Annotated in this window: 20 protein-coding genes; 15 read left to right on the forward strand and 5 right to left on the reverse strand. The window is 69.8% G+C overall.

Features of this window, described 5'->3' with window-relative positions; all coding sequences use genetic code 11:
- Window positions 1-104 precede the first annotated feature (104 nt).
- The 9 genes from ABZ477_RS07270 to ABZ477_RS07310 all read left to right on the forward strand — a co-directional run bounded on the left by ABZ477_RS07270 (window position 105) and on the right by ABZ477_RS07310 (window position 8,073).
- Entirely contained in the window at window positions 105-509 is a 405-nt protein-coding gene (locus ABZ477_RS07270) for a DUF6379 domain-containing protein (protein ID WP_360130154.1), read from the forward strand.
- Window positions 506-1,630 (forward strand): sugar phosphate isomerase/epimerase, encoded by a 1,125-nt coding sequence (locus ABZ477_RS07275; RefSeq protein WP_360130157.1) that lies wholly within the window; start codon window positions 506-508, stop codon window positions 1,628-1,630. Before ABZ477_RS07270 ends, ABZ477_RS07275 begins: the two co-directional genes overlap by 4 nt.
- Window positions 1,627-2,667, forward strand: coding sequence for a sugar phosphate isomerase (locus ABZ477_RS07280; RefSeq protein ID WP_360130160.1), 1,041 nt, complete (start codon window positions 1,627-1,629; stop codon window positions 2,665-2,667). The genes ABZ477_RS07275 and ABZ477_RS07280 overlap by 4 nt, the downstream gene beginning before the upstream one ends.
- A complete protein-coding gene (locus ABZ477_RS07285; RefSeq protein WP_360130163.1) occupies window positions 2,660-3,448 on the forward strand; it encodes a nuclear transport factor 2 family protein in 789 nt (262 codons plus the stop codon). The genes ABZ477_RS07280 and ABZ477_RS07285 overlap by 8 nt, the downstream gene beginning before the upstream one ends.
- 9 nt (window positions 3,449-3,457) lie before the next feature.
- The gene (locus ABZ477_RS07290; RefSeq protein WP_360130166.1) at window positions 3,458-3,874 is read left to right on the forward strand and encodes a DUF6379 domain-containing protein; all 417 of its coding nucleotides are present in this window, start codon (window positions 3,458-3,460) and stop codon (window positions 3,872-3,874) included.
- Window positions 3,871-5,061, forward strand: coding sequence for a Gfo/Idh/MocA family oxidoreductase (locus ABZ477_RS07295; RefSeq protein ID WP_360130169.1), 1,191 nt, complete (start codon window positions 3,871-3,873; stop codon window positions 5,059-5,061). Before ABZ477_RS07290 ends, ABZ477_RS07295 begins: the two co-directional genes overlap by 4 nt.
- 61 nt (window positions 5,062-5,122) lie before the next feature.
- Complete coding sequence (locus ABZ477_RS07300; protein ID WP_360130172.1) at window positions 5,123-6,130, forward strand: sugar phosphate isomerase/epimerase family protein; 1,008 nt, start codon at window positions 5,123-5,125, stop codon at window positions 6,128-6,130.
- Between the two features lie 74 nt (window positions 6,131-6,204).
- Complete coding sequence (locus tag ABZ477_RS07305; RefSeq protein WP_360130175.1) at window positions 6,205-7,077, forward strand: ThuA domain-containing protein; 873 nt, start codon at window positions 6,205-6,207, stop codon at window positions 7,075-7,077.
- Between the two features lie 3 nt (window positions 7,078-7,080).
- Window positions 7,081-8,073, forward strand: a complete 993-nt coding sequence (locus tag ABZ477_RS07310; protein ID WP_360130178.1) for a Gfo/Idh/MocA family oxidoreductase — start codon at window positions 7,081-7,083, stop codon at window positions 8,071-8,073.
- A 129-nt stretch (window positions 8,074-8,202) separates the two neighbouring features.
- On the opposite strand, the gene ABZ477_RS07315 is transcribed toward ABZ477_RS07310, so the two are convergent.
- The 3 genes from ABZ477_RS07315 to ABZ477_RS07325 all read right to left on the reverse strand — a co-directional run bounded on the left by ABZ477_RS07315 (window position 8,203) and on the right by ABZ477_RS07325 (window position 12,006).
- A complete protein-coding gene (locus ABZ477_RS07315; RefSeq protein WP_360131072.1) occupies window positions 8,203-9,342 on the reverse strand; it encodes an ROK family transcriptional regulator in 1,140 nt (379 codons plus the stop codon).
- A gap of 130 nt (window positions 9,343-9,472) precedes the next feature.
- The gene (locus ABZ477_RS07320) at window positions 9,473-10,534 is read right to left on the reverse strand and encodes an ABC transporter permease (protein WP_360130181.1); all 1,062 of its coding nucleotides are present in this window, start codon (window positions 10,532-10,534) and stop codon (window positions 9,473-9,475) included.
- Window positions 10,531-12,006 (reverse strand): sugar ABC transporter ATP-binding protein, encoded by a 1,476-nt coding sequence (locus tag ABZ477_RS07325; protein WP_360131075.1) that lies wholly within the window; start codon window positions 12,004-12,006, stop codon window positions 10,531-10,533. The genes ABZ477_RS07320 and ABZ477_RS07325 overlap by 4 nt, the downstream gene beginning before the upstream one ends.
- A gap of 317 nt (window positions 12,007-12,323) precedes the next feature.
- Between ABZ477_RS07325 and ABZ477_RS07330 the strand changes: the two genes are divergently transcribed.
- Both ABZ477_RS07330 and ABZ477_RS07335 read left to right on the forward strand, forming a co-directional pair.
- A complete protein-coding gene (locus ABZ477_RS07330; protein ID WP_360130184.1) occupies window positions 12,324-13,370 on the forward strand; it encodes a substrate-binding domain-containing protein in 1,047 nt (348 codons plus the stop codon).
- A gap of 92 nt (window positions 13,371-13,462) precedes the next feature.
- The gene (locus ABZ477_RS07335) at window positions 13,463-14,608 is read left to right on the forward strand and encodes a Gfo/Idh/MocA family oxidoreductase (RefSeq protein WP_360131078.1); all 1,146 of its coding nucleotides are present in this window, start codon (window positions 13,463-13,465) and stop codon (window positions 14,606-14,608) included.
- Window positions 14,609-14,720: 112 nt separating this feature from the next.
- Here the strand turns inward: ABZ477_RS07335 and ABZ477_RS07340 are convergent, their stop codons facing one another.
- Window positions 14,721-16,127, reverse strand: coding sequence for a hypothetical protein (locus ABZ477_RS07340; protein ID WP_360130187.1), 1,407 nt, complete (start codon window positions 16,125-16,127; stop codon window positions 14,721-14,723).
- A 110-nt stretch (window positions 16,128-16,237) separates the two neighbouring features.
- Window positions 16,238-17,515 carry an ROK family protein gene (locus tag ABZ477_RS07345; protein ID WP_360130190.1) on the reverse strand — a complete coding sequence of 426 codons (1,278 nt, stop codon included), beginning with the start codon at window positions 17,513-17,515 and terminating at the stop codon, window positions 16,238-16,240.
- A 104-nt stretch (window positions 17,516-17,619) separates the two neighbouring features.
- Here ABZ477_RS07345 and ABZ477_RS07350 point away from each other — a divergent pair, with 104 nt between their 5' ends.
- The 4 genes from ABZ477_RS07350 (at window position 17,620) to ABZ477_RS07365 (ending at window position 21,615) form a co-directional block, all read left to right on the forward strand.
- Window positions 17,620-18,651, forward strand: a complete 1,032-nt coding sequence (locus ABZ477_RS07350) for a Gfo/Idh/MocA family oxidoreductase (RefSeq protein WP_360130193.1) — start codon at window positions 17,620-17,622, stop codon at window positions 18,649-18,651.
- Window positions 18,648-19,424: a hypothetical protein gene (locus tag ABZ477_RS07355; RefSeq protein WP_360130196.1), complete on the forward strand. Its 777-nt coding sequence runs from the start codon at window positions 18,648-18,650 to the stop codon at window positions 19,422-19,424. Before ABZ477_RS07350 ends, ABZ477_RS07355 begins: the two co-directional genes overlap by 4 nt.
- 106 nt (window positions 19,425-19,530) lie before the next feature.
- Window positions 19,531-20,550 carry a VOC family protein gene (locus ABZ477_RS07360; protein WP_360130199.1) on the forward strand — a complete coding sequence of 340 codons (1,020 nt, stop codon included), beginning with the start codon at window positions 19,531-19,533 and terminating at the stop codon, window positions 20,548-20,550.
- Between the two features lie 75 nt (window positions 20,551-20,625).
- Complete coding sequence (locus ABZ477_RS07365; RefSeq protein WP_360130202.1) at window positions 20,626-21,615, forward strand: fumarylacetoacetate hydrolase family protein; 990 nt, start codon at window positions 20,626-20,628, stop codon at window positions 21,613-21,615.
- Window positions 21,616-21,737: the final 122 nt, after the last annotated feature.

The following is a 21,737-nucleotide window of genomic DNA, read 5'->3' on the forward strand; positions in this document are numbered from 1 at the left end:
GAAGCGACCGAGACGAAACGCCGGAACCTGCGAACGACATCTTGCTTATGTCGAAAACAGACATTAGAGTGTAGGAACAAGGACAAAGTAGTCAGGAGAACACAGTGATCCCCGATCGCATCATCGAGCAGGGAACGCTCACGACCGACGGCGCCCGCGCTTCGGTCGAAGTGCGGCTGCCCTGGTACCGGGCGCTCCCGGCGTCCTGCATCGGCGGCGCCACCCTCACGATCGACGGCGAGCAAGCCCCCGCCGAGTCGGTCCGCTGGGAGATGAACGGCCGCAGCTTCACCTTCGCCGAGCTCGTCCCGAACACAGAGGAGTGGTGGTTCCCGACCGACTCGGCTGTCCTCTCAGGCGACCTCGCCCTCGAGGACAACGTCGAGCACAAGGTCGAGGTCGGCCTCGTCCTGTACATCCCCTATATCGTCATCGGCGCCGAGGAGGTGCTCCACATCGAGGAGCACGACGCCAAGACGATGACCGCACGAAAGGCGGTGGCGGCATGACCGCCCTTCGACAGGCTCAGGGACCGGGCTCGCCCATCCAGGGCGTCACGCTCTACAGCTTCACGCGCGCCTTCCACGGCCGCGAGTACGACCTCGAGGGCCTCATCCGCAAGGTCGCCGCCGAGGGCTACGGCCCGGGGCTGGAGATCATCGGATTCTCGAGCTTCCGCGGGTTCCCGCAGGTCGACGACGCGTTCGCGGGCTGGTTCCGCGACCTCGTGGCAGAGACCGGGCTGGTCACGACCTCGCTCGCGGTCAACGCCGACATCGGCATCCACCGCGACCGCCTCCTCACGCAGGACGAGCTGCTCGAGTACATGCGCCGGCAGATCGCGGCGGCCGCGAAGCTCGGCTTCCCGATCGCCCGCGTGCAGATCTCGATCACGCCCGACTCGATGGAGGCGCTCGCGCCGATCGCCGAGGAGTACGGCGTGACGCTCGCGCTCGAAGTGCACGCCGACCAGTACGCGTCGCACCCGCGCATCCTCGCGCTGCGCGACCGCTACGAGAAGGTCGGGTCGCCCTTCCTCGGGTTCACGATGGACTGGGGCGCCACCGTCACGGGCTTCGCGCCGTCGCTGCTCGAGGCGTACCGCCGCCGCGGCGCTTCCGAGGAGCTCCTCGGCAAGGTCGTGGACCTGTGGAACGAGCTCTACGAGCAGGGTCCGCCGGCCGATCAGGCCGACCACGGCCAGCGCTTCGGCCGCTTCATCGGGCTCGCGGCGCAGAACGGCCGCCCCGACCTCGGCATCGACTTCGCGATCAACGGCACGGGCCTGTTCGGCCCCGCGCGCGTGGACGACTGGCTCGAGATCTTCCCGTGGATCAAGCACGTGCACGGCAAGTTCTTCGGCATCGACGAGAACCACGAGGAGCCCTCGGTCCCCGTGCGCGACCTCATCCGACTGCTCGTCGAGAACGGCTACAACGGCGCGATCTCCAGCGAGTACGAGGGCTGGCACTGGAACCACTGGCAGAGCCCGTTCGACATCATCCGCGACGAGCAGGCCGTGCAGCGCTCCGCCGCCGCCGAAGCCGGCTCGCGCATGACCACCGACCTGACCGAGGCGCGGGCCCAGCTCGCCGCCTGGCTTCCTACCAAGCAAGGAGCATCCGCATGACCGACGGCATCGCCGGCACCGGCATCAAGCTCGGCACGACTCTGTACTCCCTGACGAGCGAGTTCGCCGCGGGCCTCTACACGCCCGAGACCCTCATCGCCGCCGTGGCCGAGGAGGGCATCGGGCCGGGCGTCGAATTCAACATCGCGCAGCTGCTGCGCACGTACCCCGACGTCGACAAGAAGTTCGTGAAGCTCTGGTTCGACTCCCTCGAGAAGTACGGCCTCGAGGCGAGCGCAGTCGGCACGAACCTCGACATGGGGCGCCGCAAGGACCGCGACATGACGCCCGACGAGGAGCACGACTTCCTCGCCCGCCAGCTGAAGACCGCGCACACGCTCGGCTTCAAGAAGGTCGTCATCCGCTCGCACGGCAAGGAGCTGCTGCGCAGCCTCCTTCCGCTCGCCGAGAAGTACGACCAGTACCTCGGGTACGAGATCCACGCGCCCTCGGGACCCAACAACCCGCACGTCGTGCAGATCCGTGAGATGTACGACGAGCTGCAGAGCGACCGTCTTGGCTTCACTGCCGACTTCTCGTCGACGATGCACAGCCTGTCTCCGCTGCTGCTGACCCAGCTCGAACTGATGGGCATGGATCCGAAGCACTTCGCCGTGATGGACGAGATCTGGCACGAGCCGATGCCGATGAACGAGCGCAACCAGAAGTTCGAGGACTACCTGATCGGCGAGGGCGTCGACCCGGTCGGCTTCGGGCCCCACACGCGCCTCGCGTTCAACATGCACGGGCTCGTGCCGCCGGAGGAGTGGCTCGACATCATGCCGCAGATCTTCCACGTGCACGCGAAGTTCTACGACATCGACGCGAACGGCGATGAGCCGGCGATGGACATCCCGCGCATCGTGAAGCAGTTCGTCGTGGGCGGCTACCAGGGGTACCTGTCGAGCGAGTGGGAGGGGCACGCCTTCGTCGACCTCGGCGTGGTCGACCCGATCGACGTCGTGAAGAAGCAGCACGCGCTCATGCGCAAGGCGATCGAGGAAACCGTCGCAGCCAAGGAGACCGCGCATGTCTGACACTCTCTCCCGCTCGGCGACCGATCTTGCGGCAATCCAGGCGGAGCTCGCTGCCCTGCGCGAAGAGGTCGCCGCGGCGCGCGCCCTCGCGCAGCGCGCCGAGGACCGCGGACAGGTCGAGAATCTGTTCAACCGCTACATGTACCTGCACAACGCCTTCGAGGACGAGCAGATCATTCCGCTGTGGGTCAAGGAGGGCACGGAGGGCATCCGTGCGCGCTACACCAACGCCGGTCAGTACACGACGTGGGAGAGCGTGACCCGCTACCACCGCGACCGCCCGCATCCCGAGGGCAAGCTCATCCTGCACGCCACGACGACGCCCGTGATCGAGGTCGCCGCCGACGGCAAGACCGCCAAGGGCGTGTGGCTCATGGCCGGCACCGAGTCGGGCCTCACCGACCCGAAGGTCGCCGAGGCGTTCCCCGACATGTATTCGCCGGAGGAGGTGCTCGGCAAGAAGGTCTGGGCGCACTGGGTGTGGTGCAAGTACGCCATCGACTTCCTCAAGCAGGACGGCGAGTGGAAGTTCTGGAAGTTCCGCTGCTACGAGCTCGCCCGCGCGCCCTTCGAGGAGAACTGGGTCAGCTTCGGCCTGAAGAACCAAGGTGCGTTCGACCTCGACCTCATGTACTTCGGCGACGACGGCAAGCCCGTCTTCATGCCGCCGGCCGACGAGCCGGTCCCCTCCACCAACCACCCGTACAGCCCGCAGACGGTGCAGAAGCTCGAGCCCGCCCCGCCGGTGCCGCACGAGACCTTCACCGACACCTACGCCTGAGGAACAGCCATGGCCACGCACAATTCGCTCTTCGCCGACCAGGACGTCCGTCGCACCGACACGGGGCTCGCCGTCTCGGTGCAGCTGCCCTGGTATCGGAGCCTTTGGCTCTCGGCCGTCGACGGGGTCGCCGCATCCGTCAATGGCGTCGAGGTCCCGACCGAGAACCTCCGCTTCGCCCTCAACGGCCGCGCGTACCGCATCGAGGAACTGCCCGAGCAGTGGGACACCCTCTGGTTCGTCGCGGACCGCCCTGACGTGCTGATCGACCTCGGCCGCGCGCCGGAGGAAGGCGAGAAGCTCACCGTCGAGGTCGTGCTCACGATGCGCCTGCTCTACATGCAGATCATGCCGGGCGCCGATGGCGGCCCCGGTCGCTACGTCACCAACCGCGTTCCGGTGCAGCGCGAGGTCGTGCTCGCATGACGCTTCGCGTCGCCATGATCGGCTATGGCTTCATGGGTGCCGCCCACTCCGTCGGCTGGCGCCAGGCGCCGCGCGTGTTCGACCTGCCCGAGGCCGTCGAGATGGCCGTCGTCGTAGGGCGCAACGCCGAGGCGGTGGCGGATGCTGCCACCCGGTGGGGCTGGCAGGAGTCGGCCACCGACTGGCGCGAGGTGATCGCGCGGGACGACATCGACATCGTCGACATCGTCACGCCCGGCGACTGGCACGCCGAGATCGCGATCGCGGCGCTGGAGGCCGGCAAGCACGTGCTCTGCGAGAAGCCTCTCGCGAACACCGTGGCGGAGGCGGAGGCGATGGCGGATGCCGCGTCCCGCGCCGCGGCGAAGGGGGTTCGCTCGATGGTCGGCTTCACGTATCGGCGCGTCCCGGCGGTCACGTTCCTGCGCGATCTGATCGCTCAGGGGGCGGTCGGCAGGATCGCGCAGGTGCGCGCGGCGTACCGGCAGGACTGGCTGGTGGACCCCGAGATGCCGCTGGCGTGGCGGCTGCAGAAGGAGCACGCCGGTTCGGGGGCGCTCGGCGACATCGGCGCGCACATCATCGACATGACCCAGTTCGTCACGGGCCTGGAGGTGACCGCGGTGTCGGGGGTGGTGGACACGATCGTGAAGCAGCGCCCGCTGCAGGGCTCGGGCTCGGGCCTGTCAGGCACCGCGGCGGAGGGGTTCGGTGAGGTCACGGTGGACGACATCGCGATCTTCACCGGCCGACTCTCCACGGGCGCGCTCGTGTCGTTCGAGGCCTCCCGCTTCGCGACGGGTCGCAAGAACGACCTGTCGATCGAGGTCTCCGGCGACAAGGGCGCGCTGCGCTTCGACCTCGAGGACCTGAACACGCTGTGGTTCTACGACCGCACCGCCCCGGCTGAGACGCAGGGGTTCACCCGGATCCTGGTGACCGAGGCATCCCACCCGTACGTGGCCGCGTGGTGGCCCGCGGGGCACATGCTCGGCTACGAGCACGGGTTCAGCCACCAGGTCGTCGACCTGGTTTCGGCGATCGCCGAGGGCACCGACCCGCACCCGTCGTTCGAGGAGGGCCTCTCCGTGCAGCGCGTGCTCGCCGCCGTCGAGGACAGCTCCGCACGAGATGCCACGTGGGTGCGGGTCGGAGCGCCGGTGGCCGCCGACGCCACGGCTCGATGACCGGTTGTCCTTTGGGGCTCGCCGGATAGGTTTGTAGAAACAACAAAGCAAAGGAGCTGCGATGCCTCGTCCGATCACGCTGTTCACGGGCCAGTGGGCCGACCTGCCGTTCGAGGAGGTCGCGCGGCTCGCCGGCGAGTGGGGCTTCGATGGCCTCGAGATCGCCTGCTGGGGCGACCATATCGATGTGTCGCGCTGGGATGATGCGGACTACGTGCAGTCCCGCAAGGACATTCTGGAGCGCAACGGCCTGAAGGTCTGGGCGATCTCGAACCATCTGACCGGTCAGGCGGTGTGCGATGACCCGATCGACGTGCGGCACAAGGACATCCTCCCCGCACGCGTGTGGGGCGATGGCGAGCCGGAGGGCGTCCGTCAGCGGGCCGCGGAGGACATGAAGAACACCGCGCGGTTCGCCGCGAAGCTCGGGGTGAAGACGGTGAACGGCTTCACCGGGTCGTCGATCTGGAAGGCCGTCGCGATGTTCCCGCCCGCGTCGGACGAGTGGATCGCCGCCGGCTACCAGGACTTCGCCGACCGGTGGAACCCGATCCTGGACGTGTTCGAGGAGGTCGGCGTGCGGTTCGGGCTCGAGGTGCATCCGAGCGAGATCGCCTACGACTACTGGACCGCGAAGGCGACGCTCGACGCGATCGGCCACCGTAAGAGCTTCGGGCTGAACTTCGACCCGTCGCACTTCATGTGGCAGCAGCTGGACCCGGTCGCGTTCGTGCTGGACTTCGCCGATGACATCTTCCACGTGCACGTGAAGGAGTCGATCACCAACCTCGACGGCCGCAACGGCGTGCTCGGCTCACACCTGCCCTGGGCCAACCCGCGCCGCGGGTGGACGTTCGTGTCCACCGGGCACGGCGCGGTGCCGTGGGAGCCGCTGTTCCGCGCGCTGAACGCGATCGGCTACGACGGGCCGACCTCGATCGAATGGGAGGACGCCGGCATGGACCGCCTCCAGGGCGCTCCCGAGGCCATCGCGTTCGTCCGCAAGCTCAACGCCATCACCCCACCCGCCGCCGCCTTCGACGCGGCGTTCTCCAGCAAGACCGACTGACCCTCGGCATCCGATGACCGGCCCGCGGTGGCCGGTGATCGGCGCGCCTCGACACCGACGACAAGGAGTCCGTAATGACCGACCTGCTGCACGTCCTCATCCTCTCGGGTCACATGACGCGCGAGCACGACAACGAGTTCCGCAGCTTCCGGCTGCACAATCAGTGGATCACGACGCTCCTGGAGGACACGGGGCGCTTCAAGGTCCGAGTCGTCGAGGACCCGCGCGGACTGGGCGCCGACATCATCGACAAGTACGACGTGCTGATCGTCGTCTTCGAGGGCAGGGACGGCTTCTTCGACAAGGCCGTCGGGTTCGGAGCCGAGACGGATGCCGCGATCCTGCGCTTCGTGCACGACGAGGGCAAGGGCATCGTCTGGTTCCACGGGTCGGCCGCGCAGGAGGACCGCTGGGGCTACCCCGAGGAGTACAACGTCATGCGCGGGGCGAAGCTCAGCGCGTACGAGACCGGCCTGCGCCCCCGGCCGTGGGGCGAGGCGCAGCTCGACACGGTCGAGCCGCGGCATCCCATCACCGAGGGGATCAGCGCCCGCTGGACCGTGACCGGCGACGACATCCTCACCGGGGTCGACCTCTACGAGGGCGCGCAGGTGCTGCTCACGACCTTCGACGACCTCGAGGCCTATGAGAAGGCGCCCATCTGGCCGATGTCGCACTACCCGGTCGAGATTCCCGAGGGCGGCATCGCCGAGTTGAACGGCATGAACACCGACCAGCCCATCGCGTGGATCAACGAGTACGGCAGCGGCCGCTCGTTCACGATCACGATCGGGCACGATATCGACACGTTCCGGCGCATCGAGTTCATCCGCATGTTCCCGCGCGGCGTCGAGTGGGCCGCGACCGGTTCGGTGTCGCTCGAGGGCCCGGACCGGCGGGGCGAGCGCCGTTTCCTGCCCTGGCCGTACTACAACCACGAGGGGTAGGACATGTCCTCGGAGCTGAGGATCGGGATCCTGGGTGCAGGCGGCGTCGCGGAGCGGGCGATGGTCGAGCCCTCCCATGACGTGGAGGGTGTCAGGGTCGATGCGATCGGCGCGCGCGACCCCGAGCGCGCTGAGGCCTTCGCCGAACGGCTCGGCCTGCCGAAGCACGGCGACTACGAGACGATCCTCGCGGACCCGGACATCGACCTCGTGTACCTCGCGCTCCCCCCGATCACGCACGCCGAGTGGGCAGTGCGCGCGCTCCAGGCGGGTAAGCACGTCCTGTGCGAGAAGCCGCTCTCGGTGAACGCCACGACGGCGGCGGCGATCGCGGAGGCCGCTGCCGAGACGGGTCGGCGCGCGTTCGTCGGCTTCCACTACCGGCTCCACGGCTTCACCCGGCGCCTGCTCGAGGTCATCGCGTCGGGCGTGCTCGGCGAGATCCAGCGCGTGGACGTCGACTTCAGCATCCCCCACTTCGTCGTCAAGCCCGGCAACATCCGGCTCGATGGAAACCTGGGCGGCGGAGCCGTCATGGACGTCGGGTGCTACGCGGTCGACCTCATCCGCGCCGCCTGGGGTGAGCCGGTGGTCGAGTCGGCGACGGCGCTGCTCTACGACGCGGACCCGCGGATCGATCTGCAGACCGACGCCGTTCTGCGGCTGCCGACCGGCGCACCTGCCTCCCTGCGCGCGTCCTTCGTGGGCCACGACCAGGGTGCGATGTCGCTGCACATCACGGGCTCGGCGGCCGACCTGGTCGCCACGAGCGTCATCGTGCCGCAGTGGGGAGCGACGCTGCGCGTCACCGCCGGCGACGACGTGCTCATCGAGGAGAAGGCCGTCGACGGCGAGAACAGCTACGCGCGGCAGCTGGAGCATCTGGTCGCGGTGCTGGGCGACGGCTCCGCCAGCATCCTCGACGCCGGGCGCGGCGTCGGCACGATGCGTGTCGTGGACGACATCTACCGCGCCGCCGGCCTGCTTCCGCGCTGAGCGACCCCTGGGGCGTCTGCGAGCTGCGACCGCGCCGAAGTCCGGCTGAGTGGGGCTCCTGAGATGCCCCGGCGGCGTATCGGGCCCCGGCGCGCTGAGGCAGCCGGAGTCGCGGACACCTCCCGCGGGTCAGCCGGCGAGAGAGTGGAAGGCCTCGGGCGAGAGCGCGTGCTCGATGGCCAGCATCCCCGCCCCCACGACGGCGGCGTTCTCGGCGGCGGCGGACGGCACGATCGCGAGGTGCTCGGTCGCCAGCGGCATGGACCGCGTGTAAACGACCTCGCGGACCCCCGCGATGAGGTGCTCGCCGACCCGGGCCATCGAGCCGCCGAGCGCGATGACGGACGGGTTCATGAGGCTCACACACGCCGTGAGCACCTCGCCGATGTCGCGGCCTGCTTGACGCACGGCCTGGATGGCGTCGATGTTCCCGCGCTTGACGAGCGCGATGACGTCGTTGCCGTCCTGCGCGTCCACGCCCTTCTCCCGGAGAGCGCGCGCGATCGCCGGTCCTGACGCGAGGGCCTCGAGGCATCCGCGGTTGCCGCAGTGGCACGGCACGTCCGAGCCGCGCGCCACTTGGACGTGCCCGATGTCGCCCGCGACGCCCTGGGCCCCGCGTTGCAGCTCCCCGCCCGAGATGACACCGGCGCCGATGCCGGTCGCGACCTTCACGAACATGAGGTGCGAGGTCGTGGGCCAGGCCGCCGCGCGTTCGCCGAGCGCCATGATGTTGACGTCGTTGTCCACGAGCACGGGCACTTCGAGGTGCTGCTGCACCCATCCCGGCACGTCGAAGCGATCCCAGCCGGGCATGATCGGGGGGTTCACGGGCTGACCCGTCGAGTGCTCGACGGGGCCGGGCACCCCCATCCCGATCGCGACGAGGGAGCGGATGTCGCGCCCTGACTCCTCGAGGAGCGCTGCGGCCGTGTCGACCATCCACGTCAGCACGGGCACGGGGCCTTCCGCGACGGGGATCGGCTCGCTCCGCTTGGTGAGGATCGCCCCCGTGAGGTCCACGACGGCGACGGTCGTGTGGGACGCGCCGATGTCGACGGCGAGCACGACGCGCGCGCTCGGGTTCAGGGCGAACTGCGAAGGCGGACGGCCACCGGTGGACGCGGCATCCGCCACCGGCATGATGAGGCCCATTCGCATGAGCTCCTCGACGCGCGCCGCGATCGTCGACCTCGCCAGTCCCGTGGACTTCGCGAGCTGCGCCCGCGTGCGCGGCGTCCCGTCGCGCAGCAGCTGGAAGAGCTCCATCGCACCGTTTCCGACGGGACCCGAATCCGACGAGACAGTGACCACGGTTCAGTCGATCACTCGCGCCGCGCGGGGCTGAAACCGGCCGGCATCCCCGGACGGATGCCGTATCCCATCGCAGAACCCTCGTTCATGTCGCACGACCCGTCGGCCGGGCGAAGCGCTGCTGCAGGAGGACCGCGATGACGATGATGATGCCCTTGACGACCGCCTGGACCGACGAGCTGAGGTTGTTCTGCACGAACACGTTGGTCAGCGTCGCGAAGATCAGGACGCCGAAGACGGTGCCCGTGATCGTGCCGCGACCGCCGACGAGCAGCGTGCCGCCGACGACGACGGCGGCGATGGCATCCAGCTCGTAGAGCGTTCCGTGGGTCGAGGTGCCCGCGGTCGTACGGCCGAGGATCATGACGGCGCCGATACCCGCGCAGAGGCCGGAGATCGCGTAGAGCCACATCGTGTGTCGCTTGACGTTGATGCCCGCCAGGCGCGCCGCCTCTCGGTTGCCGCCGATCGCGACGGTGCGGCGGCCGAAGGTCGTGCGATTGAGCAGCACCCAGCCGAGGGCCGCGACGATCGCGAAGATCCAGATCAGGATGTCGACGCCGATGATGTCGGCGTTCAGGGCCTGGATGAATCCGCGGTCCCCGATCTGGAGCGTGCGGCGGTTGGCCAGGATCTCGGCCAGGCCGCGTGCCGCGACGAGCATCGCGAGCGTCGCCATGAACGCGACGACCTTGCCGTATGCGATCACGACGCCGTTGATGAGACCCGCGCCCAGGCCGACGAGCAGGGCGATGAGGACCATGACGATCCAGTGCGACTGGTCGGCGAGGTCCTGCGCGACCGCGATCGTCGCCGCGACGGACGCGAGCCCCATGACCGAACCCACCGACAGGTCGATGCCGCCTGCGATGATCACGAGGGTCATGCCGATGCTGATGACGCCGATGATCGACGCCTGCCGGAGGATCGTCAGGATGTTGCTGACGCTCGTGAAGGTGTCAGGAGCCGTGACGGCGCCGACGATGACGAGGAGCAGGAGGGCGACGACCAGGCCCAGGTTGCGGCCGACGGAACCCGACATGAAACGCTGGAAGCCGGACTTTCGGCGGTCGTCGGGGCTGCCCGACGGAGGCGGTGCCTCGGACGCGGTGGGGACTACGGCGGCCCCGGATGTCTGCTCGCTCACGCGGCTGTTCCTTTCATGACGAGATCGAGCACGCCGTGCTCGTCGATCTGGGAGGCGGGAAGGGTCTGCAGCACCCGGCCGTCGGCGACGACAAGGACGGTGTCGGCGAGGCCGAGTACCTCCTCGATCTCGCTCGAGACGATGACGACGGCGTTCCCCGCGGCGGCGAGGCGCCGGATGAGGGCGTAGATCTCGGCGCGGGCGCCGACGTCCACGCCGCGCGTCGGCTCGTCCAGCAGCAGCACGCGCGTTCCGTGCACGAGCCACCGCGCGAGGAGGATCTTCTGCTGGTTGCCGCCCGAGAGCGTCATCGCGGGTCGGTCGGGGTCCGCGGGGCGCAGTTCGAGCGCGTCGATCTGCTCGCGGGTGATCTGCCGCTCGGCGCGCTCGTCGAGGAAGCCCGCCTTGGCGAACCGCGAGACCGACGAGAGGGTGACGTTGACGAAGATCGGCTCGTCGAGGACGAGGCCCTGACTCTTGCGCTCCTCGGGAGAGAGCCCGACGCCGGCGTCCACGGCGGCGACGACCGAGCCGCGCGGCAATCGCTTCCCGCCCACCCGTACCGAACCGGCCGTCGCCTTCCGGGCGCCGTAGACCGTCTCCAGGATCTCGGATCGTCCCGACCCCACGAGGCCCGCGAGGCCGACGATCTCTCCGGCCCGCACCGAGAACGAGACGGCATCGAAGACCCCCGTGAGGCCCAGGTCCTCGACTTCGAGCACGAGCGGCGCGTCGTTCGCGATCGGAACGGCGGGCGGGAAGACGTTGGCCACTTCGCGGCCCGTCATGAGACGGATGAGCTCGGGCGTCGAGGTGCCTGCGACCGGAATCCCGCTGGCCATCGACCGACCGTCCTTCAGGACGGTGATCCGATCGCCGATCTGGCGGATCTCCTCGAGCCGGTGGGTGATGTAGACGACCGCGATGCCCGCGGTGGTCAGCTCTCGCACGACACCGAAGAGGTTCTTGACCTCCTCCGTGTCGAGCACGGCGGAGGGCTCGTCCATGATGATGAGCTTGATGTCGTGCGACAGTGCGCGCGCCATGCTCACGATCTGCTTGTTCGCCGCGCTCAGCGAGCCGACTTCCGTGTTCGGTGAGAGGTTCGGGTGCCCCAGGCGTCGCAGCAGGTCGCGCGTCTGCTTCGCGGCCTCCGACCGCTTCGTGAAGCCCCCGCGAGCCAGTTCGTGACCGAGGAAGATGTTCTCGGCGATCGTGAGGCCGTCCACGACGTCCAGCTCCTGATACATCGTGGCGATGCCCAAGGCGATCGCGGATTCGGGACTCGGGATGTCGACCTCCTCGCCGAGCCACCTGATGACGCCCTCGTCGGGCCGGTGGACCCCCGCCAGCGTCTTGATGAGCGTCGACTTTCCGGCGCCGTTCTGGCCGAGGATGCAGTGCACCTCGCCGGGCATGACGTCGAGATCCACGCCGCGCAGCGCCCGCACGCCGGCGAACGACTTCGTCACTCCCTCGACCGCGAGTAATGCCGATCCATGGTCACCTTTGATCACGGCATGAACATAACATGCACCCCGCGGGCGCACCCAGAGCCGTTGCGGATCACTTCGCCGAGAGGACACAGCTGCGAGGCTCGTCGGGAAGGGGGCGGGATGCCACATTTCGACGGGAGCGATACTTCTGACGAGTCGACCACAAAAGATGACCGTCGGCTGCGCTGTTCTGTTACGTTGGGTCCCGTCAGCGTGGATCCCCTCGAGTGCGGGCAGCAACCCTCTCGCGGCAGCCACCTGTCGGAGCTGCATCACATTCAAGGAGGAACACCATGCGCTCACGCCTCACAGCGCGCACGCGACTCGTGCTCACGGGCACCGCTGTCGTCGCCGCGATCGGGCTTCTCGTCGGCTGCACCGGCACGGGGGCTGACGAGGAGAACGTCGTCGATCAGGGCACGACCGACGAGGAGAACGCCGAGACCGGCGACACCGTCGTGATCGGCTTCTCGGGCCCCGCCGCCGACCACGGCTGGCTCGGCGCCATCAACTCGGGAGCTCAGGCTGCAGCCGACAGCTTCGACGACGTCGAGCTGCAGGTGGCCGAGGGCACGAACGACCCGATCGCGCAGATCGCCGCCGTCGAGACGTTCGTCAACGACGACGTCGACGCCATCGTGCTCCTGCCGACCGATGGAGCGGCGCTCACGGAAGCGGCGATCGCGGCGATGGAGGCCGGCATCCCGGTCATCAACGTCGACCGGGAGTTCTCGAGCCCGTTCGCCGCGCGCTCGACGATCCTCGGCGACAACTACGGCATGGGCGTGAGCGCCGGCACCTACATCTGCGAGCAGCTGGGCGACAACCCCGACGCCATCGTCGCCGAGATCGCCGGCATCGACTCGCTGCCCCTGACCCAGGACCGCTCCGAGGGCTTCGCCGACGCACTCGACGACTGCGGCCTCGAAGTCTCGGCGCGCGTCGCGGCGGACTTCACCGTCGCGGGCGGTGAGGCTGCGGCGTCGCAGCTGCTCGCCGCCAACCCGCAGATCGACGCCATCTGGAACCACGACGACGACCAGGGCATCGGCGTGCTGGCAGCCATCGATGCCGCCGGGCGCGACGAGTTCTTCATGATGGGCGGCGCCGGCAGCAAGAGCGCCATGGAGGCCATCGAGGCGGACGACACCGTGCTCAAGGCGACGGTCATCTACCCGTCGACGCAGGCGGCCGATGGCGTCGCGCTCGCCCGCCTCATCGCGCAGAGCAAGACGATGAGCGACCTCGTCACGCCGAGCATCCCGAACCGGATCGTGTTGGACGCGCCGGTCGTCACGAAGGACAACGTCGACCAGTACATCGACCTGGCCTTCGAGTAAGCAGAAGCGCGTCGCGGGCGCCCGTCGATCCGGCGGGTGCCCGCGCCGACCCTGAGAGAGGACTCCGCGTGACCAGAGCACTCCGCGTCGCGATGATCGGCTACGGCTTCATGGGGGCCGCCCACTCCGTCGGGTGGCGCCAGGCGCCGCGCGCGTACGACCTTCCCGGCGGCGTCGAGATGGCGGTCGTGGTCGGTCGCCATGCCGATGCCGTGGCCGAGGCCGCCGCCAAATGGGGATGGCTGGAGTCGGCCACCGACTGGCGGGCGGTGATCGCACGCGACGACATCGACATCGTCGACATCGTCACCCCCGGAGATTCGCACGCTGAGATCGCGATCGCGGCGCTCGAGGCCGGCAAGCACGTCATCTGCGAGAAGCCGCTCGCGAACACCGTCGCCGAGGCCGAGGCGATGACGGATGCCGCATCTCGCGCCGCCGCGAACGGAGTGCGGTCGATGGTCGGATTCACGTATCGACGCGTGCCCGCTGTCACGTTCCTTCGCGATCTCATCGCGCAGGGCGTCATCGGCCGCGTCCAGCAGGTGCGCGCCGCCTACCGGCAGGACTGGCTCGTCGACCCCGACATGCCGCTCGCGTGGCGACTGCAGAAGGAGCACGCGGGTTCGGGTGCGCTCGGGGACATCGGCGCGCACATCATCGACATGACCCAGTTCGTGACCGGCCTGCACGTCGAGTCCGTCTCGGGGACGCTCGACACGATCGTGAAGCAGCGCCCCCTGCTCGGCTCCGGATCGGGCCTGTCGGGCACTGCCGCTGAGGGTTTCGGCGAAGTGACCGTCGACGACGTCGCGATCTTCACCGGCCGCCTGGCCGGCGGCGCCCTGGCGTCATTCGAGGCGACGCGTTTCGCGACGGGCCGGAAGAACGGCCTGACGCTGGAGGTGTCGGGGGACAAGGGTGCTCTCGCGTTCGACCTCGAGGACCTCAACGCCCTGCAGTTCTACGACCGCACGGCACCCGGTGACCGTCAGGGCTTCACGAAGATCCTCGTGACGGAGCCCAGCCATCCGTACGTGGCTGCGTGGTGGCCGGCCGGTCATATGCTCGGCTACGAGCACGGCTTCGTGCACCAGGCCAAGGACTTCGTCGAGGCGGTCACCGGCGGGACCGATCCTCACCCCACGTTCGCCGAGGGGCTGTCCGTGCAGCGCGTGCTGGCCGCCGTCGAGCGCAGCTCGGCCGAAGGGAGCGCCTGGATCCCGACCGGCGCCTGACACTCCCGGTCCGGCCGCACCCGGAGTGCCATGACAGCGGCCATCCCGACGTCGAGGTGCCGGATGTCGTGGTGTGTCGACCCGTTCTGCTTCGCCGGGCGCGGCCGGGCGGTTAGGGAACCGCGATGCCGGACAGCGCGCGGCGGGAGATTTCGAGGTGCGCGCGCGTCGTGGCGACGGGGTCGGCGTCGAGCCACTCGTGCCCGCCCCACTCGCTCGTGAGCGTGCCGGCGAAGCCCGTGCGCTGCAGCGCCGCGCCGACGTCGGCGATGGGGCGAGAGACCCGTCCGTCGGTGTCGTCGAGGTCCCAGAACTTCAAGTGCACGCCCGCCGTGAGCGGGAGCAGCGGCTCGAGGTCGGCGATGCCGGAGCGGCCGAAGCGCACCAGCAGGTTCATGAAGAGGGTGTGCACGGGCGGGGGCACGCGCCCCTCCCGCAGCGCCGAGATCACCGCGGCGTGCGTCTCGGGCGCGCGCCACTCGTGCTCGAGGCGGTCCAGGAGCGCGGCGTCCACACCGCCGCGTCGGAGCTCGATGAGGTAGCTCGGCGGGAGCGACGGCATGAGCATGCTGATGTCGACGAGCACCCGGATGCGCGGATCGTCGAGGGCTTCGAGCAGTTCGAGGTTCGCCGCGACGTGCGGCAGGTCGAGCGTCTGCTGGCCCTGGATCTCCTCGTAGAGCACGACGTCGAGCTCGTCGAGGACGGGCTGGACGAGGCGAAGCAGCTCGCGCCCCGCCTGCCCGAACGGCACGCGGACCCCGCGTGCCCCGAGCCGGGCGGCTGCTCGGAGCTGCGGCACGAGGAAGGCGAGGCGCTCCTGCTCCGAGCGGCGGCGCGCCGGCAGCTCCCAGTCGTCGAGGCTCGCGCCGACGATCGTGACGGCGCCACCCACGGCGTCGAGGCGATCGCGCAGCGCGCCGACCTCCGCGTCGGACGGCTCGGGGAACGAGCGCCACACCTGCCCCGCCTCGATCTCGATCGTCTCGGCGATGCCGTCCTCGACGACGCCGACGGCGATGTCGGCGGCGTCGCGCTCGGCGCGGATGACCTCGGGCGTCCAGTTGAAGGCGCTCGCGGACAGCATCCAGGCTGAATCCCCCGCCCGGGGCGTTTCGTTCCGCTCGGCTCGCTCGACCACCGAGAAGGACGAACCGGGAAGGGGGTCGGATGCTGCGGCGCCGAGTCGCAGTGACCGCTCGGCGCGGAAGGGCAGGGCGAGCGGCCCGGCGGGCCCTGCCTGCAGATACGGAACGACGAGGGTGAACGAGACCGCGACGTCGTGGAGGCCGGGGGACAGCATCCCGTCCCCGCGCACCTCGAGGCGGTCCTGGATGAACCACCAGCCGGAATCTCCCTCAGGGTGGCCGGGCACCGCGACCGGCTCGCCGTCGATCGAGACCGACAGTTCCGTAACGCTCGCGAGCGGCATCGACCGGATCCACGGGAGACTCAGTCGCACGGCGAACCCCGACTCGGTCGCGATCAGCGCGTCGTCCAGCAGCACGGGCAGGGGCATAGCGGGGTACTCCTCCGTCTCGGCCGACGAGTCGCGGCTTGAGACAGGAAGCTACACGCTTTTGTCGCTTTTAGGAAGAAGTCTCCGGATGCCGCGCACTGCGTGACGTGTCAGGCCACGTCTTCGAGCACGCCACGGATCGCGCCAATCGTGGGGCGGCCGTCGCCGAACCAGCGCGGGAAGGTCGCGTCGAACAGCTGTTCGCGCACCATCTCGACGCCGCCGCGCAGCGGCTCGCGGACGTCGTTGACGGATTGCGCGATCGTCAGGTCGCGCGTCGCGAGCGGGAGCGACAGCTCGTACACCCGCTGCCGGACCTCGGCCAGGAGCAGCTCGCCGGCTCCCGCGACGGCGCCTCCGATGACGATGATCGACGGGTTGAACATGTTGACGAGGGCGGCGATCGACTCGCCGACGACCCGAGCGGAGCGCTGGACGAGGCGGATCGCGAGCGCGTCGCCGTCCTCCGCCGCGACCGAGACGCGCTCGGGCGTCAGCTCCTCGCCCTGGGCGACGGCTGTCGCGAGAGCGCCCGTCGCGCCGGCCTCGATCTCGGCGAGGGCATCGCGGATGAGCGCCCATCCGCCGGCGACCGCCTCGAGGCACCCGATCTTGCCGCACCGGCACAGCTCGTCGGACTCCCGGACGCGGACGTGGCCGATGTCGCCGGCCGCGCCGTTCGCGCCGCGGTGGATGCGCCCGTTGGAGAGCAGTCCAGCCCCGATGCCGGAGCCGATCTTGCAGTAGATGAGGTCGAGGTGGTCGTCGCGCCGACGGGCGCGCTCGCCGAGGGTCAGGAGGTTGACGTCGTTGTCGACCCACACGGGGGCGTCGTAGCGCTGCTCGAAGCGGCGGCGGACGTCGAAGCCGTTCCAGCCGGGCATGATCGGCGGCGCGACAGGCCGGCCGCTCTCGAAGTCGACGGGGCCGGGCACGCCGACGGCGATCCCCCACACGGGGACGTCGGGCGTGCGGGCGAGCACCTCGTCGATCATGCTGAGCGCCTTGTCGAGGGTCTCGGCGGGCCCGCGGGAGATGTCCCACGGCGAGTGCGACTGGTCGATGACGTCGCCGTCCAGGAGCGCGAGGCCGACGTGGATGTGCAGGGCGCCGAGGGCGCACACGACGATCCGCCCCGCCTCGCCGCGGAAGCGCAGCGTCCGCGGTGCACGACCGCCGGACGACGGGCCGAACTCGCCGTCGGCCAGGTACCCGATCTCGATCGCGTGGTCGACGCGCTGCGTCACGACACCGCGGCCGAGGCCCGTGACGCGCCCGATCTCGGGGCGGGTCGCGGCATCCCCCGTGCGCACCATGTTGACGATGCGCAGGAGGCTCGTCATCTCGTCGGTCTGTGCGCCGAAGCGCAGTGTGGACTCCCTGGCCATGGTCGATTCTTGCATAACGTCGCCATTGCGAGACCGAAATGGCGTCACCTATGGTCAAAGCGATTCTGACTTAGGTACTCTTTCCACGGAAGTGGGGAGGCGCAATGACCTACGGCGTCGGCATCATCGGGGCGGGACCAGGAGTCGCGGCCCTGCACGTGCCGACCCTCGCGCGGCTCGCGGACGCCTTCCGGATCGTTCACATCACGGATGCCGGGAGCGGCCGGGCGGCCGGGCTCGCGGCCCAGCTCGGCGTGCGGTCGTCGACGGGCTCCGACGAGCTCATCGCCGATCCCGACGTCGAGGTCGTCGCCATCTGCAGCCCTCCCGCCGAGCACGCGGCCCAGATCCTCGCGGCGGTCGCCGGCGGGGCGCGGTCGATCTTCTGCGAGAAGCCCGTCGGCACGACGGTGGCCGAGGCCGAAGAAGCCGTCGAGGCGTGCCGGAGCGCCGGCATCGCGCTCATCGTCGGCACGAACCACTACTTCGACCCCGCGTGGGGTCGCGCCAAGCACCATCTCACGGCGTCGGGCGGGCCGGTCCTGTCGATCTCGGTCACGATGTCGCTGCCCCCGAACACGCGGTACCACGACGTCGTGACCGAGCTGCACGCGCCGGCCGGGCGGCGGCCGCGGCCGGACCTCAGCCGTCGGGAGGTCGCGGCCGGGGTCGTCCGGCAGCTGCTGACGGGTCTCGCGATCCACGACCTCCCTCTCGTGCGCGACCTCGCGCCGTCGTTCGAGCACGTCGTGTTCGCGCGGCCCGTCGCGCCGCTGGGCTACGCCGTCGGGTTCGTCGCGAGCGGCATCCCGGTCCAGCTCACGACCGTCATGCTCCCGGACGGTGCCGATGCGCTGTGGCGCGTGACCGTCTCGACGGCGCGCGACCGGCTCGACGTGACGTTCCCGCCGGCGTTCGTGCACGCGGGGGCGGCCCGGATCCGCGTCCGTTCGGCGGACGGGCGCGACACCACCTATGCGCACGACCCGCGCGACGGGTACGTCGCGGAGTGGCGCGCCCTGGCCGAGCTGCTGGACAGCGGAATGCCCGTCGAGTACGACGAGCTCCTCGACGACGTGCGCTACGGGCTGCTCCTCGCGGAATCCGCCGCCGGCCTCGTGGAGGCGATGCGATGACGACTCCCGTGCGCACCGACCTCGACGCCTACCGCGTCGCGATCGCCGAGCTGCCGCTCCGCGCGGCGGCGAGCCGGGACACCGGCGGCGCCGTCGTTGCTCTGAGCGGCGACGGCGAGTGGTGGGGGCAGGCGGCCGACGCGATCGCGCGCGGTGCGGCGGCCGTCGTCGTGGCCCACCCGGCCGCCGCCCCGGCCTCGGAGATCGACGCGCTCGCCTCCCGCGCCGACGGCGTCCCCATCGTGCTCGACCGGCCGCTCCTGCGCACCGACGTCGCGGCCTCCGTCACGGCGACGCTGCCCGCGCTGCACGCTCCCGCCGTCCTCGCGATCGAATGCCACGCTCCCGACGGCGCCCTCCCGCCAGCGCTCCGCGACGCGATCGGCTGGGCGCGGATCCTGGGCCGTGCGCCCCTCACGTGCCGCACCGCCGAATCGTGGAGCGGCCGGTCGCTGGCCCTCCTCGAGACCGCGGGGCACGAGCCGGTCTCGATCATCGCGGCGACGCAGCCCGGCGCCCCGCCGCTCGGGCGGCTGCGGATCACCGCCCTCGCCGAGACGCTCGTCGAGATCGACGACGACGCGGACCTGTCGGTGACGATGACGGATGCCGCGGGCCGGCGCACCTGGGCGCCACGGTTCGAGGGCCCCGAGCGCCTCGCCCTGCGCCGCGCGATCGAGGCGGCCGACGCGCGACGGCGCACGCCGGACCTCGGCGATCTGCGGCACGACGCCGCAGTCGCCGCACTCGTGGCGACAGCATCCCGTTCATAAACGTCGGTGATCCGGGGGATAGCCGATATGGGATTCCCTGATATGTGCGTCTGAAGCGAAAGTGGATCACGGGATCACCCCGATGACTCACCGAAAGGGATCGAAGATGATCAAGCTTCTGTCGCATCTGTCGTATGTGGCGATCACGTCTCCGGATGTCGAGGCGTCCGTCGACTTCTACGTCAAGCAGGTCGGCCTCACGGTCGTCGACCGCGTCGACGGCGCCGTGTACCTCCGCTGCTGGGGCGACTACTACGCGTACAGCGTCGTCGTCGTGCCCGGCGACGAGCCCGGGCTCGAGACCGCCGCGTGGCGGACGTCGAGCCCCGAGGCGCTCGAGGAGGCCGCGAAGCGCGTCGAGGCCGCCGGCATCCAGGGCGAGTGGGTCGACGTGCACAAGATCGGCCGCGCGTACCGCTTCACCGGCCCGTGGGGCCACACCCTGACCCTGCACTGGGACGTCACCCGCCACCACGACACCGAGGGCGAGGCCGCGTCGATCTACCCCGACCGCCCGTCGCGCCGCAGCAAGGTCGCGGGCGCGCCCCGTCAGCTCGACCACGTCACGATCGCCACGAGCGACGTCGACGCCTTCGTCAAGTGGTACGTCGACGTCCTCGGCTTCCGCTTCATGGCCCGCACGCAGCTCGACGAGGCGCCCATCTCGGTCTTCTCGGTCCTCACGACCAACGAGAAGTCGCACGACCTCGGCGTCGTGCTCGACGGCTCGACCCGCGCCGGCCGCGTCAACCACTACGCCTTCTGGGTCGACACCCGCGAGGAGCTGCTCATCGCGGCCGACATCCTCGGCGAGAACGGCTACCCGATCGAGTACGGCCCGTCGATCCACGGCATCGGCGAGCAGAACTTCCTCTACTATCGCGAGCCCTCGAGCCTGCGCATCGAGCTCAACACCGGCGGCTACCGCAACTACGTGCCCGACTGGGAAGCCAACACCTGGAAGCCGTCGCAGGGGTCTAACAACTTCTACCGCAACAGCGCCATGCCGATGTCGATGACGGAGTCCTTCCCGCCCGCGGACGGACCGTCCGCGACGGAGGAAGGCGTTCCGGACGAGATCAAGGACGCCCTGCTCAACCCCTACGCGAAGCACGGCCAGGGCTGATAGACCCGAGGGCGGGAGCGCTGAACGCACGCTCCCGCCCTCGCCCCACGTTCCGAACCCGGATCTGGAGGACACATGACGACGACGTCCGACGGGCTGACCGCCCCTTTCGCCCTCGCGCGATTCCGCGACGGCGAGGACGTGCGCCTCGGCCTCGTGGCAGGCGACCGCATCCGCGCGCTCTCGACCGATGAGCTGGGTGCCGCGAGCCTCAACGCCTTCCTGGCGCACCCCGACTGGGAGCGCCTGCGCCGCCTCGCCACAGCCGCCTCGGCCCCCGAGCTCGCCGAGGGGTGGATGCCGCTCGCCGACGTCGTGCTGACGGCTCCGGTCGAGCCTCGCCAGGTCCTGCAGGCGGGTGCGAACTACCGCGAGCACGTCATCGAGCTCGTCGTCGCGGGCCTCACGCAGGACCAGAGCCGCTCGCCCGAGGAGGCGCGGGAGTTCGCCGCGCGGATGATGGACGACCGCGCCGCGAACGGCGAGCCGTACTTCTTCCTGGGGCTTCCGACCGTCGTCGTGGGCGACGACGTGCCGCTCGTGCTGCCGGAGTACAGCGACGTGCACGACTGGGAGCTCGAGCTCGCCGTCGTCATCGGCAAGGAGGCGTTCCGCGTCTCGCGCGACGAGGCGCTCGACCACGTCGCGGGCTACACGATCGTCAACGACGTGACGACGCGCGACCTCGTGTTCCGCAAGGACATGAAGGAGATCGGCACCGACTGGTTCCGCTCCAAGAACGCCCCGGGCTTCCTGCCGACCGGGCCGTTCCTCGTGCCGGCGCCGTTCGTGGACGGCTCCGACGTCACGGTGCGGCTCGATCTCAACGGCGAGACGATGCAGAACGGGTCGACGAGCGACCTGCTCTTCGGCATCCCCGCCCTCATCTCCGCCGCGTCGCAGACGACGGCACTCCTGCCCGGAGACCTGCTCCTGACCGGGAGCCCTCCCGGCAACGGCCAGCACTGGAAGAGATTCCTGCGCGACGGCGACGTCATGACGGGGTCGATCACGGGCCTCGGCACGCAGGTCGTCCGGTGCCTCGCGGAAGGACCCGCCGTATGATCGCCGTCCAGATCGTCGAGCACGGGCGCGTGACCACCGTCACGATCCGTCCCGGCCAGCCCGCCATCACGAGGCCTGTGCGCCTGCCCGTTTCGTCTCGCTCCGCTCGCTCAACGACCGGA

Source organism: Microbacterium sp. NPDC019599, assembly GCF_040632175.1.
Taxonomy (GTDB): Bacteria; Actinomycetota; Actinomycetes; order Actinomycetales; family Microbacteriaceae; genus Microbacterium.